Raw genomic sequence first — 12,523 nt, 5'->3', positions numbered from 1 at the left:
GTGAACCATGTCCGAGGTACCGGCAAACGGTCCGATGCCAGGGTTCGTGGTCCTGGGTATCTCCGTCGTCGACGACCAGATCAGCTCGGTGGTCCGCGACGCCGACGGCCACGTCCTGGCGAGCAATCTCGTCGACCTTCCGGACGCGTCGGCGGCCGGTGCCGAGGCCGCGATCCTCGAACTCGTCGATTCCGTCCCCGTGGAGGTCGACCGCATCGGGATCTCGGCGTCCCGCGCAGACGTCCGCGACCACCTGGCTCGGGCCTTCGCGCCGGGCGCCGGCACCGGGCCGTCGTGGACGGAGAAGGTCGTCGTCACCGGCTATGCCGCCGCACTCGCCGAGATCGCGTGCACGCATGCGACGCGCGGTGGGGTGGTGGCCGTCGTCGACCTGGATCGCGATGCCGCGCCGGCCGCCGGCACGACCCTCGCCACCGTCGACACGTCCTCCGGCGCCGTCCTCGGCACGACCGACTTCGCGCCGGGCGACATCGCCTCGGTCACCGACCCCGACGCGGCGACCCGGCTCGCGACGGCGGTCACCCGCCTGCCGCGCGGGCGTGACATCACGTCGGTCATCGTGGTCGGCCCCGGCGCGCAACTCCCCGGCATCGCGCCGGCCTTCGAGTACGCGGCGCAACGCCCGGTCACCGTCGCGGACAACCCGGCGCTGGCCTCGGCCCTCGGTGCGGCCGATGCCGCGGTGGTCGCCGCGGCAGCACCCCCCGTCGCCCCGCGGACGTCCACGGGACGTCGCTGGTGGTTCGTCGGCGCCGCCATCGGCGCGGCCGTGTTCCTGGCCGCCGTCGGGATGACGCTGATCCTCACCGCCGAGTCGACGGTCGCCGAACCCGCGCCCGTCACCGTGACCGAGACACCGGCAGCGGTCACCTCGACCCAGGAGGCGACGGTCACCGAGACCGAGACGGAGACCTCCGTCCGCACGACGACGGTCACCAGCACCCCGCGTCCCGTCACTCGAACGGAGACGGTGACCGAGTCGGCTCCCGAGACGTACACCGTGACCGAGACCGAAACGGTCACGGCTCCGGCCGGCGGCGAGCCGAGCCTCGAAGTCCCCTGAGGCGCAACCGGTTCGGGGGAGCCAACTCCGGTACCGGGTCAGAACACCGGGTCGTGCTGGATGCGGCTGGCCCGGACGCCCGCGATGATCAGCGTGCGTCGGGTGTTCTCGATCATCTGCGGTGAGCCGGCGATGAGCACCTGGCGGTCCTGCCAGTCACCGGACCGGGCCACGACGTCGGCGAGGGTGCCGATCTCGTGGTCGATGCCGAGCTCGGCGGGTGTCGCCACCGCGTTGATCCACCACGGATCGCTCTCCTCCTGGGACACGGCGGTGACCCGCAGCCAGGGATTGGTCGACGCGATGCGGCGCAGGACGGTCAGGTCGTACAGCTCGCCCGGGTAGCGCATGCCGTAGAAGATGTGCGTCTCCGGCGAATCCGCGCGCATGGACATCTCGATCAACAACGCCCGCAGCGGTGCGAGCCCGGTCCCGCCCGCCACCATGAGGACCTTGCTGTCGCGGTCGACGTGCAGCGTCCCGTGCCCCTGGGCGAGGGTCCACACATCGCCGATGCTGGTCTCGCTCACGATCGCGGTGCTGACCGTTCCACGGGGGATCGCACGCACGTGGAACTCCAGTTCACCGGCCGGGTTGGGCGGGATGGCGGGGGAGAGATTGCGCCACTGCTTGGGCCATTGCGGGGTGTGCACCTCGAGGTATTGGCCCGTGTTGAACGTCAGCGGCGAGTGGGCGAGAAGCCGGACGACCGCGAGGTCCCGGGTGATCCGGTACTTCTCGACGACCTCGGCGGTCCAGCGCGCAGGATGGGTCGCGCTCTCGGCCGCGCCCCGCATGACCCCGGTGACCAGCATCATCGCCTGCGAGACGGTCTGTTCGGTCTCGGCGTCCCAGTAACCGGCCATGAGGCTGCCGAACTCGCCCATCAGGGCGGCGTACATCACGTGGTAATGCTCGGGCTCGACTCCGAACTTGCGATGGTCGCGTCCGAGCTGCGCGAGGAACTCCACGAGTTCGGCGTGACCCGACTCGGCCGGGATCGCTTCCAGCACATGGTCGATGACCCGATGGAAGGCCACTCGCTGGGCCGCCATCGACACCCCGAACAGGTCACGCAGGTCGGGATCGATCGCAAACATCCGGGTGTAGACGTTGGTGACGAACCGGTCGGGCTGTCGATTGACAGCCGTCCGCAGCTGATGCAGCGCGTGGCGCGTATGTGTCGCCATCTCGAAAAGATCACACCTCCGTCGCGGCTCGTCTCCCCACCCGGTTCAAGAGACCCACACTAGTCCTTCAACACGTCACAATTCAGGATCCGGCATCCCATGTCGGACAGTGATGAGGTATGGCAAGGTACGGGGATGACGTCCCTCGAAGGGGTCCTCACGGGCATCGTTGATGCCCATGTGCAGCACTGGAACCCGCGGCGTACCCCGTGGGCGGCCACGCGGGCGTCGCGGCTGTACGGGTTCGTCCCCACCTTGGGCGACCGGGTGTTTCCGCTCGTGGTCTCGCGCGCCGACCGCGAGTACATCCTGACCCCGCGCACCGTGGCCCGGGCCTACGAGCCGCGTCAGTACGCCACCGATGCGGCGCTGGTGCCGACCGTGGTGGGGGTACCGATCGACACGGTGGTGCACGTCGAGTCGCATTGGCGCCGCGAGGTCGCCGACGCCGCGGAGCCACCGGTGGACAGCACCGCCGTCGAGGAGACCCGATATCTCGAGAGCCTGCCGTTCGGCCAGGCCGGTACCCCCCGCCTCGGCGCCGTCATCTCGCACGGCGATCCGCGGACCCGCACGTTCGCGACCATGCTCGACGAACAGTTCGCGGCCTCGCCGCGGTTCCGCGGCATCCGCATCGTCGCGTCCCGACATCCCGATCCGCGCGTCCGCGATGGCGGGGACACCGACAACCTGCTGTCCTCGACGGCGTTCCTCGAGGGGTTCGCCGAACTCGCGAGCCGCGATCTGGTCTTCGAGGCGTCGGTGTACTCCCATCAGCTCTACGACGTGATCCTGCTGGCCCGGGAGTACCCCGACACGACGATCGTCCTCGACCACTTCGGCATCCCGGCAGGGGTCTTCGGTCCCGTCGGTGTCCGCACCGGCGCGACAGCCGCAGCGCGCGCGGACATCTGGCGATTGTGGCGAGAACGGATGACGACCCTGGCGAACCACCGCAACGTCGTCGTCAAACTGTCGGGTCTGGCGATGCCGATACTGGGTTACGGTCACGAACGGTGGGGCAACATCGGCGGTCAGGCCACGCTCGCCGAGATGATCGGTCCCTTCGTCGAGCACATCGTCACCCATTTCGGGTCGGACCGCATCATGTTCGGGTCCAACTATCCGATCGATCGGCCCAACGCCGCGGTCGACGTGCTGGTCGGCGCGCTCGTCGACTGTGTGTCCCAGTGGGGTTCGGAGGCTCTGCGGAAGATCTTCCGCGACACCGCTGTTCGTGTCTATGCGATCGATGACGCGGCGGGTTGACCGCTCACCGGCCGCGGGGCCACCACGTCGAACGTTGCGGCGACTCCGGCACGGGCACGTCCCGCATGAGCCTGGTCAGGATCTCGACGAGGGCGGTGCACGAGGGATACCGGTCCTCCGGTGACTTCGCCAGCGCCTTGGCGAAGATCGAGTTCATCGCCGATGGCAGCCAGGGGCGGCGTCGGGTGAGTTTCGGCGGGTCGTCGTTGAGGTGGGCATAGGTGATCGCGAAAGCGGTGTTCCGCGGATACGGTGGTGTGCCCGTGATGAGTTCGACGAGCGTGCACGCGAATGCGTAGAAATCGGTTGCGGGGGTGAGCTTCTGGGCCTGCAGTAGTTCGGGCGAGGCGTAGCCGATGGAACCCTGCACACGACCGTTGCGCGCGAGTGGACGGGTGTCGTCGAGGAACTGGGCGATCCCGAAGTCCGAGAGGTAGGCGTCGAGGGGTGTACCCACAGATCGCGGGGTGCGGGAGAGGAGGATGTTCGCGGGTTTGACGTCGCGATGCAGGATGTCCTGCGAATGCGCATGATCCAGCGCATCGGCGATCTGCATCGCCACCCGCAGGATGGTGTCCATGTCCGGCTCGTCGCCGCGCTCGGGGACGAGTGCGGTCGCCGCGGGGCCGCCGATGTACTGCATGGTCAGCCACATCGACGGCAGGTGCCGCGGCCCGAGCGACCCGCGCGGTGAGGCGATCTCGCCGTGCTCGATCATGCGCACGATGTGCGGATGATCGAGCAGCGACGCGATCCCGAATTCCCGCTCGAAGCGCTCCCGGACCCGCGCGTGGTCGGACGCGTTCGGGTGCAGGACCTTCAGGGCCAGCGGCTCATCGCACGACGGGCCCCCGTCATCGCCGGCGCGATGGACCCGGAACACATCTGCGCTCGCCCCGCCACCGAGGAAGTCGTCGATGGTGAAGCCGGCCACGCTCTCGCCAACCTCGAACACCCTGCCAGGGTAGTGGCGTTCGAGGGCCGACGGCGGTAACCGCCGGGTCAGCGAGCCGGTGTCAGCCGGAAGATCGGGAACCGCCGGCCCTGCGCGGTCTCGGTGTACTTCAGGAACTGCTCGGATGCCGAGATGAACTTCTGCCACGCGGGTTCCCAGTCGTCACCCTCGACTTCGGTCACCGCGGTGTCGAGCCGTTCGACGCCGTTCTCCGCCGGCGCCTCCACGGCGACCGATTCGGGATGGGCCCGTAGGTTGTGCACCCACGCCGGGGCCTTCGGCGAACCGGCGTACGAGCCGATGACCAGCCAGCTGTCGGCGTCGGGCAGGGCGAACAGGGGACTGATCCGCGGCTCGCCGGACTTGGCGCCCAGCGTGTGCAGGAGCACGAGGTTCTTGCCGAAGCCGGCGGTGTCCACATGCCCGTTGTTGGAGCGGAACTCGTTGATGACGGTCGCGTTGAAATCGTTCACGTCGCTCATTGTCGCGGTGCCCGGCGTTTCCGGCCATGTATCAATCTGAAACCGTGGTCGTTCGGTCTGCGAATACTCTGAACAGATGAGTGTCGACCCGAGTTCGCTGGCCGCTTCCCTCCCCGACGGCATGGTGGTCACCGACGCCGACATCCTGGCCGGCTACCGGCAGGACCGTGCCGCCGATCCGACGGCCGGCACCCCGCTCGCACTGGTTCGGCCGACCACCACCGCCGAAGTGCAGGACACCGTTCGCTGGTGTGCCGCCAACGGTGTCCCGGTCATCACGCGGGGTGCAGGTACCAGTCTGTCGGGCGGGTCGACGGCGGTCGACGGCGCGATCATGCTGTCCACCGAGAAGATGCGGGACATCGACGTCGACCCGGCGACGCGCACCGCCGTCGTCCAACCCGGACTGTTCAACTCGGAGGTGAAGGCCGCGGCCGCCGCGTCGGGGCTGTGGTATCCGCCGGACCCGTCGTCGTTCGAGATCTGCTCGATCGGCGGGAATGTCGCCACCAACGCGGGTGGACTGTGCTGCGTCAAGTACGGCGTCACCACGGACTACGTCCTGGGCCTCGAGGTCGTGCTCGCCGACGGCCGGGCGGTACGCGTCGGCGGCAAACAGCTCAAGGACTCCGCGGGCCTGCCGCTGACCAAGCTGTTCGTGGGCAGCGAGGGGCTGCTCGGGATCATCACCGAGGTCACCCTGCGGCTGTTGCCACCCCAGGGCCCCGCGAGCACCGTCGTCGGTGTGTTCGGTTCGGTGCACGACGCCAGCCGGGCGGTGCTGGCGGTCACCGGGGACATGCGTCCCGCGATGCTCGAGTTCATGGACTCGGTCGCGATCAACGCCGTCGAGGACCTGTTGCGGATGGGCCTCGACCGGGAGGCCGGGGCGCTCCTCGTCGCCCAGTCCGACGCCCCGGGTGCGGCCGGCGCGGCCGAGGTCGAGTTCATCCGGAAGGCGTTCGAGACGAACGGCGCCGGCGAGGTCTTCGCGACCGACGACCCCGTCGAGGGCGAGGCGTTCACCGCGGCCCGCCGCGCGGCGATCCCGGCGGTGGAGAAGCTCGGATCGTTGCTGCTCGAGGACGTCGGCGTACCGCTGCCCTCGTTGCCCGACCTCATCGACGGTGTCGCCGAGATCGCGGCCGGGAACCGGGTGATGATCTCGGTGATCGCCCACGCCGGCGACGGCAACACGCACCCGCTGATCGTCTTCGACCCCGCCGACGTGGACGAGGCGAAACGCGCCCAGGTCGCCTTCGGTCAGATCATGGACCTCGCGATCGAGTTGGGCGGCACCATCACCGGCGAGCACGGGGTGGGACGGCTGAAGAAGGGCTGGCTGCCCGACCAGGTGGGGCCCGACGTCATGGAACTGACGGCTCGGATCAAGCAGGCTCTCGACCCCGACGGTCTGCTGAACCCGGGCGTGCTGTTGTAGCCGGGCGTCCTCCGGTGGGCCGGGGGGCGGCGATGCGCCCCGCCACCACGTAGGTGTTGCGGCCTGCGGCCTTGGCGGCGAAAAGCGCGTCGTCGGCGACGTCGAACTCGTGCCGGACGAAGGCGTCGGCGTCGTCGGCGGACATGTGGCCGCCCGGTGTGACACCCACGGCGATGCCCAGGCTCATCGTCGCGGTCGCACCACCGGGGATCGTGATGGGCCGCGCGCGGATGCGTTCGGCGAGCGCGCGCACCGAGGTCTCGTCGGCGAGCGTCGCGATCGCGAACTCGTCACCGCCGAGTCGCGCGGCGATGGCCTTCTCGTCCGTGGCCCCTTGCAGAATCGCCGCGACCCGCTCCAGGACGTCATCACCCATCGCGTGACCGTGTTCGTCGTTGATGGCCTTGAACCGGTCGACATCCGCGGTGACCAAGGCGAACGGGTGGGCGGGGCTGCGACGGAGCATTGTCGTCGTCGCGTAGATGAAGCCGCGACGATTCAGCAATCCGGTGAGCGAATCGGTATTCGCCATGATGAGCTGATGTTTCAGCGATCGCTGGAAATCAGATGTGTAACTGCGATGAAGGGCCGTGGTGCCATTGGTGACGACCAACAATGCGAGTGTGGTGAACAGGACGTTCAACACCGGAGTGCCATCTGCCCATGACACGAGGCCCATCGCGCAGACCGCGATGCTCGAGTAGATCATGTGGGCGTACGCGACCGGGGACCGGACGAAATGCGCCACATATGACCCGATGACGGCGAAGATCACGGCGCAGAACTGGGCCAGGATGATGTCGGAGATCGCCAGGATCGCGACGGTCAGCACAGCGTCGGCCCACAGGACGAACAGGGTGTTGAACCCCCTGATCGACGACTGTTTGGTCCACCAGATCACGCCGAGGTGGACCCGGCTGACCACGAGAGCCATCGGGATCGTGGTGGCGACGACGATGCCGAGGGCGATCGAGCGCGGGACGGATCCCTGTGTGCCACTCGGCGTGAAGAGGGCGATCGTGCCGAGCGCCCCGCACACCGCGACCAGTACGGCGATGGTGACGCGGACATGCCATTCGCGCATCCGGACCTGTTTGAGGACGTGATCGGCGTTGTCGTAGAAAAGGTGATGATGGCCGGATATCTCACCGGTGGCCGGTCCGTGGCGAAGAGCCCGGAAACGAGCGGCGGGCCGTTCATCCTGGTCTCCGCGTTGTCGGTGCTCGATGGCCGCATCCTCTTTCACTCGTGATGCGCGTGACGCGCATGCATGTCGCGACGACGAATCGTCGAACACACGTTACGGAGTTTAGAGGACGATTAAAGATCGTTTCTTCTCGAAATCCGCGATATGACCCAACGGAGCGAAAGATGGAAGAATCGGCAGAATTGCCGTCGATCTGATGCGCGCTGAGACGGTCGTGCCGATCGGGCCCGATCAGCCGCCTCCTGCTGGGGTCCTCCCGTCCCCTCCGCGGGAGGGACCCCAGCAGGTAGTCCGAATGCGATGTGGCCGGCGCGAACCTGGCCTCGCGGAATTCAGCATATTGGCTCGATGGTCAACCTACAATCACATCAATCGGGATAACTGACAGGAGATGGTTGATGAATGGTCCCGGGGAGCCCGGACTACGTGATATCGACCTCCGACGACTGCGGATGTTCGTCGTCGTGATGGAGGCGCCCAGCCTTCGTGTCGCCGCGGATGACCTGTTCATCAGCCAGCAAGCGCTCTCCTCGGCGATCCGCGAACTCGAGCGACACCTGGGGGTGGAGCTCTTCTCGCGGTCGCGCCGAAGCCTCACGCCGACGCCCGCCGGTGAGGCGCTCTACCGTGGTGCGGTGCCGTTGCTGGCCGGCGGCGAGCAGCTCGCGACGCAGGTACGACGGGTGGACGCCGGCTCGCCTGCGCCGTTCGTGATCGGTCACGCCCCGGACCTCGCCTCCTCCGAGGTCTTCCGGATCATCGAGCCGGTGGTGCTCGCCGATTCGTCGGTGCCGATCACGGTACGGCCGGTCTTCGCCGAACTCATTCGCGACGAGTTGCTGTCGGGAGCCATCGACATGGCTCTCGGACGAGGCGTGGCGGCCCCGCCGGACATGGCCACCACGATCGCGACACAACACGAACTGCGTCTGGCGGTGCGTGCCGATCACCCGCTGGCCGCGCACGACCGGGTCGACATGGCCGACCTCGCCGGCTACGAGATCGTCGTCTGGGGTCCCGAGCACGAGTACGAGTACACCGACATCCTCGTCGGCATGTGTCGGCGTGCCGGGTTCGAACCGAAGATCATCCTGTCGACGCTGCTGGGGACGCCCCCGCACACGGCGGTGATCGCACACCCCGACGCGTGCGCATTCGTCACCAATGAACCCGGCTGGATCTACGTCAACCGCATCCGGATCGTCGAGTTCACCGATCCGCCGTTCGCACCCGTCCGCGCGATGTGGTTGCCCAACACCTCGTCGACCCTTCGGCGACAGATACTCGCCGCGGCCGAGAACTCGCTCTGAGGTTCCGGCCGCAGGCCTCAGGCGCCGTCTCGTCTGCTGACCTGCACCGCGGCCACGTCGAAGATCCGCGGGTACCCGATCGTCGAGTCGGGGACGGCGCGGTCCGGGAAGTCGAAGACGCTCAGCATCAACTGCACCGGGTAGTCGATCGACTGGTCGACCGTCTTGACCGGGTGCCCGTCGACGCTGAACACGAGCCGTCCCGGTTCCCAGTCGACGGCGTACTCGTGCAGGTCGGCGAGATCGTGCGGGATCTCGATGACCGAGAAATCGTCGACAATCCGAGGGTCACGGTGCGGATGGACGCCCACCCCGACCGTCCAGGGCTCGCCGGGCCGCGGGCCGAAGATCTCGGCGACGCAGATCTCGCCGGACTCGTCGGGTCGCTCCTCGGTGCCGAGAAGCCAGAACGCCACCATCGACGCCGGATCGCGGATCGCGCGCATGGTCACCTCGAACCGGCCGTGGGCTTGGGCGAAGCGGATCTCCGAGGCGCGATCGGTGGTGACGGTCAATCCGTCGCGGTGGGCGTGCTGACCGACCGGGCTGCCGATCGGACCGGCGCGATGCCCGGTCTGCAGGCTCGAGACCCGCATCCCCGACTCGGACGGCCGCCAGGCGGGCTGGTCGTCGTCGATGCACAGCCGTGAGCGTCCCTCCGATGTGCTCCACCGGGCGGCGGAGTTCTCGGGTGTCGACCAGTGCGGCAGATACGCGGCGATCCACGTCCGGGGGTCGAAACCGTCGCCGGTGAAGTCGTCGTGCAGGGTCGTCGTCAGGCCCATCAGATCCGCGGCGTGTCGGTCCATGGGATTACGGTACAACGACTTTCGAGGGCCACACGCGTAGTGTGTGCTGGTCAGTACGGGCGTGATCAGAGGTGGGATGACTTGGAGACGACAACTGCGGCCGACACTCTCCGGCGATGGGCGCTCGACGAAGAGCTGAAGTCCCGGGTCATGGCCGACCCCGCGCTCGCCGACTGTGCGCGGCGAGTCGCCGACCGCTACACCGCGGGAGAAGATGTCGAGTCCGCGATCCGCGCCGGCGCGCGCGCCGTGGAACGCGGGCACCGGGTGAGCATCGAGTACACGGGCGAGAGCGTTCGCGATGCCGCCGAAGCGGCCGCGGCCACGGACGTGTTCGTGTCCGTCGCCGAACACATCGGCCGGACCGGGCTGCCGTCGACGGTCTCCGGCGATCTGTCGCACATCGGCCTCCTCGTCTCGGAGGAACTGGTGCGCGACAACGCTTCCCGCCTGGCGCAAGCGTGTGCCGCGGTGGACTCGGTTTTCATGATCTCGGCCGAGGGATCGGACCGGGCCGACCAGGTTCTCGAGGTCTACGACTGGCTGTCACAGCGATTCGACAATGTGGGCATCACACTTCAAGCACGGCTCCATCGCTCGGAGGGCGACGTCGAACGCCTCCTCGCGATCGGTGGCCGCATCCGGCTCGTCAAAGGCGCGTTCTACGAATCGGATTCGACCGCGCTGTCGCGAGAGGACCCGGAATTGGCGGAGCGCTACGGACGGCTTGCGCGGCGCATCGTCGACGGCGGCGGCTCCCTCACACTCGCGACCCACGACGAGGTGCTGCTGACGCGCGTCCTCGACTCGGTCGGCGCCGCCGACGCCCTCGAGGTCGAGATGCTGATGGGTCTCGGAACCGACCTCCTCGATCGGTTGGCGGCGAACGGGGTGGCCACGCGCGAATACTGCATCTTCGGCTCGGAATGGTGGTTGTACGTGCTCAACCGCATCGCCGAAGACCCGACCCGGGTGTTCCAGGCCATCGTCGACCTGGGGCGGGGGACGGTCAGCCCGCCGGCCACCGCTCGGTGATCAGCTCGACCATCTCCTCGACCCAGGCATCGTCGAGCGCGGCGTCGCTGCGGATGAGGATGCGGAAGATCGCGGTGCCCGCGACGACCTCCGCGAGCATCGGCAGCCGGTCGTCGTCACGGCGTTCCTGGCCGAAGCGGGATTCGAAGGCGGTGAGGTCGCCGGCGAGCCGGGCGATCATCTGACTGTGCAGCTCGGGTGAGGCCACGGTGTCGGCGATGAGACCCGGAAGCGCCACGCGCACCTCGGGTCGGTTGAACATGGCACGCACGATCTCGACAAGGGTCCGGATGTCCTGTCGGGCGTCACCCGAACCCGTTGGCGGTTCCAGGGTTTCGGCCGCCAGCACCGCTTCGTGGACGAGTTGGGCCTTGCCGGACCAGCGCCGGTAGATGGCCGCGGTGGTGGTGCCCGCGCGGGCCGCGATCGCCGAGAGGGACAGCGCCGGGTAGCCCGTCTCGAGGATGAGTTCGCGGGTGGCCGCGATGATCGCGGCATCGATCCGCCCGTCGCGGGGCCGTCCGGGCGACGCAGGGTTCGACCTCTTGTGTTCCCTCCGGCCATCTGCTGTCATGAGTCCCAGCATAGTTGCAATACGGTCTGCATCGTATTTATGGGAGGGTCCGTGGAACTCAGTCCACTCGACGAATATCCGATCCATCAGGCACCGGCGCCGATCACCTGGCCGGCGACCTCCGATCGGAACTTCTACGACCGTTCGTACTTCAACGTCCTCGACCGCGAGGGCCGGTTCATGGCGCTGACCGGCATCGGCTACTACCCCCGGCTCGGGGTGAAGGACGCCTACTTCGTCGTCCGCCGCGGTGACACCCAGACCGCGGTGCACCTCAGCGACGCCATCGACGACGACCGCCTGCGGCAGAACGTCAACGGCTACCGCCTGGATGTGCTGGAGCCGTTGCAGGAACTACATCTGACGCTGGCCGAGACCGAGGGGATCTCCGCCGACCTGACCTGGCGCGGTCTCTTCCCCGCGGCGCTGGAGAAGCCGCACGACATGCTCACCGAACGGCGGGTCACCCTGCAGGCGTGTCGGTTTGCGCAAGTGGGCAGCTGGCAGGGATGGATCGATGTCGACGGGGAGCGGTTGACGGTCGAGCACGACACCAGCGTGGCGAGCCGGGACCGGTCGTGGGGCATCCGCCCCGTCGGTGAGCCCGAACCCGCGGGCCGGCCCGACACCGCCTTCCGCGGTATGTGGTGGCTGTACCTGCCGTTGGCCTTCGACGACTTCCAGTTGTTCCTGATCCTGCAAGAGGATCCCGACGGTCATCGCAGTCTCTACGACTGCACGCGGCGCTGGCGGGACGGTCGCGTCGAGCAACTCGACGGTGTGCGCGTCGCCATCGACTACACGCCGGACACACGGATCCCCCGGGGCGCGCACGTCGAGTTCCTGACCCGTGCCGGTGACCGGGTGGTCCTCGATGTCGAGTCGAAACTGTTCGCTCCCATCGCGTTCGGATCGGGGTACGGCGGCGACTCGTCGTGGGGACACGGCACATGGAAAGACGGACCGTTCGCCGAACGCGTCAGCTTCGACCTCACCGACCCGGAGGTGATGGCGCGGGCGCCCTTCAGTCTGATCGACCACGTCGGGTCGGCCGTCTGTACCGAACCGGACGGCACCGTCCGGCATGGTGCCGGTCTGTTCGAACACGGCGTCATCGGTCCTCATCACCCGTCGGGATTCTCCGACTGGACCGATGTGATCGGCTAG

12 protein-coding genes and 1 pseudogene are annotated in these 12,523 nt (G+C 68.0%); 7 read left to right on the top strand and 6 right to left on the bottom strand.

Translation table 11 applies throughout. From position 1 onward, the window contains the following. The first annotated feature begins 7 nt into the window (after positions 1-7). Positions 8-1,084, top strand: a complete 1,077-nt coding sequence (locus Q9R39_RS08745) for a hypothetical protein (protein ID WP_068970791.1) — start codon at positions 8-10, stop codon at positions 1,082-1,084. A 38-nt stretch (positions 1,085-1,122) separates the two neighbouring features. Here Q9R39_RS08745 and Q9R39_RS08740 read toward each other — a convergent pair. After that, positions 1,123-2,286 (bottom strand): annotated as a pseudogene (locus tag Q9R39_RS08740) (FAD-binding oxidoreductase); the annotation flags it as partial. A gap of 123 nt (positions 2,287-2,409) precedes the next feature. On the opposite strand from Q9R39_RS08740, the gene Q9R39_RS08735 reads away from it, so the two are divergent. Next, the gene (locus tag Q9R39_RS08735; RefSeq protein WP_068970792.1) at positions 2,410-3,543 is read left to right on the top strand and encodes an amidohydrolase; all 1,134 of its coding nucleotides are present in this window, start codon (positions 2,410-2,412) and stop codon (positions 3,541-3,543) included. A 4-nt stretch (positions 3,544-3,547) separates the two neighbouring features. Here Q9R39_RS08735 and Q9R39_RS08730 read toward each other — a convergent pair whose 3' ends face one another. Beyond that, positions 3,548-4,498, bottom strand: a complete 951-nt coding sequence (locus tag Q9R39_RS08730) for a serine/threonine-protein kinase (protein WP_068970793.1) — start codon at positions 4,496-4,498, stop codon at positions 3,548-3,550. A gap of 47 nt (positions 4,499-4,545) precedes the next feature. Next, positions 4,546-4,971 carry a nitroreductase/quinone reductase family protein gene (locus Q9R39_RS08725; protein WP_068970840.1) on the bottom strand — a complete coding sequence of 142 codons (426 nt, stop codon included), beginning with the start codon at positions 4,969-4,971 and terminating at the stop codon, positions 4,546-4,548. 85 nt (positions 4,972-5,056) lie between these two features. Between Q9R39_RS08725 and Q9R39_RS08720 the strand changes: the two genes are divergently transcribed. Next, positions 5,057-6,421, top strand: a complete 1,365-nt coding sequence (locus Q9R39_RS08720) for an FAD-binding oxidoreductase (protein WP_068970794.1) — start codon at positions 5,057-5,059, stop codon at positions 6,419-6,421. Here Q9R39_RS08720 and Q9R39_RS08715 read toward each other — a convergent pair. Next, a complete protein-coding gene (locus tag Q9R39_RS08715) occupies positions 6,369-7,505 on the bottom strand; it encodes a diguanylate cyclase (RefSeq protein ID WP_223258895.1) in 1,137 nt (378 codons plus the stop codon). The genes Q9R39_RS08720 and Q9R39_RS08715 overlap by 53 nt on opposite strands. Between Q9R39_RS08715 and Q9R39_RS08710 the strand changes: the two genes are divergently transcribed. Then, a complete protein-coding gene (locus Q9R39_RS08710) occupies positions 7,491-7,673 on the top strand; it encodes a hypothetical protein (RefSeq protein ID WP_223258896.1) in 183 nt (60 codons plus the stop codon). The two genes, Q9R39_RS08715 and Q9R39_RS08710, sit on opposite strands and share 15 nt — an antisense overlap. A gap of 353 nt (positions 7,674-8,026) precedes the next feature. Continuing rightward, the gene (locus Q9R39_RS08705; RefSeq protein ID WP_065632460.1) at positions 8,027-8,938 is read left to right on the top strand and encodes a LysR family transcriptional regulator; all 912 of its coding nucleotides are present in this window, start codon (positions 8,027-8,029) and stop codon (positions 8,936-8,938) included. A 17-nt stretch (positions 8,939-8,955) separates the two neighbouring features. Here the strand turns inward: Q9R39_RS08705 and Q9R39_RS08700 are convergent, their stop codons facing one another. Further along, the gene (locus Q9R39_RS08700) at positions 8,956-9,747 is read right to left on the bottom strand and encodes a glycoside hydrolase family 16 protein (RefSeq protein ID WP_223258897.1); all 792 of its coding nucleotides are present in this window, start codon (positions 9,745-9,747) and stop codon (positions 8,956-8,958) included. An 81-nt stretch (positions 9,748-9,828) separates the two neighbouring features. Here Q9R39_RS08700 and Q9R39_RS08695 point away from each other — a divergent pair, with 81 nt between their 5' ends. Next, positions 9,829-10,782 carry a proline dehydrogenase family protein gene (locus Q9R39_RS08695; RefSeq protein WP_083229366.1) on the top strand — a complete coding sequence of 318 codons (954 nt, stop codon included), beginning with the start codon at positions 9,829-9,831 and terminating at the stop codon, positions 10,780-10,782. On the opposite strand, the gene Q9R39_RS08690 is transcribed toward Q9R39_RS08695, so the two are convergent. Next, complete coding sequence (locus Q9R39_RS08690) at positions 10,757-11,356, bottom strand: TetR-like C-terminal domain-containing protein (RefSeq protein ID WP_311277340.1); 600 nt, start codon at positions 11,354-11,356, stop codon at positions 10,757-10,759. The two genes, Q9R39_RS08695 and Q9R39_RS08690, sit on opposite strands and share 26 nt — an antisense overlap. Before the next feature lie 51 nt (positions 11,357-11,407). Between Q9R39_RS08690 and Q9R39_RS08685 the strand changes: the two genes are divergently transcribed. Next, a complete protein-coding gene (locus tag Q9R39_RS08685; protein WP_311277339.1) occupies positions 11,408-12,523 on the top strand; it encodes a hypothetical protein in 1,116 nt (371 codons plus the stop codon).

The sequence above is a fragment of the Gordonia sp. AC31 genome, from assembly GCF_031844505.1.
GTDB lineage: Bacteria > Actinomycetota > Actinomycetes > Mycobacteriales > Mycobacteriaceae > Gordonia > Gordonia hongkongensis.
This window is presented reverse-complemented; position numbering and strand designations above follow the sequence as displayed.

Coding starts and splice junctions, on each gene's coding strand:
- Q9R39_RS08715 (WP_223258895.1), bottom strand. CDS start 7,505: ATGCGCGAATGGCATGTCCGCGTCACCATCGCCGTACTGGTCGCGGTG.
- Q9R39_RS08700 (WP_223258897.1), bottom strand. CDS start 9,747: ATGGACCGACACGCCGCGGATCTGATGGGCCTGACGACGACCCTGCAC.
- Q9R39_RS08710 (WP_223258896.1), top strand. CDS start 7,491: ATGCCATTCGCGCATCCGGACCTGTTTGAGGACGTGATCGGCGTTGTC.
- Q9R39_RS08735 (WP_068970792.1), top strand. CDS start 2,410: ATGACGTCCCTCGAAGGGGTCCTCACGGGCATCGTTGATGCCCATGTG.
- Q9R39_RS08720 (WP_068970794.1), top strand. CDS start 5,057: ATGAGTGTCGACCCGAGTTCGCTGGCCGCTTCCCTCCCCGACGGCATG.
- Q9R39_RS08705 (WP_065632460.1), top strand. CDS start 8,027: ATGAATGGTCCCGGGGAGCCCGGACTACGTGATATCGACCTCCGACGA.
- Q9R39_RS08690 (WP_311277340.1), bottom strand. CDS start 11,356: ATGACAGCAGATGGCCGGAGGGAACACAAGAGGTCGAACCCTGCGTCG.
- Q9R39_RS08745 (WP_068970791.1), top strand. CDS start 8: ATGTCCGAGGTACCGGCAAACGGTCCGATGCCAGGGTTCGTGGTCCTG.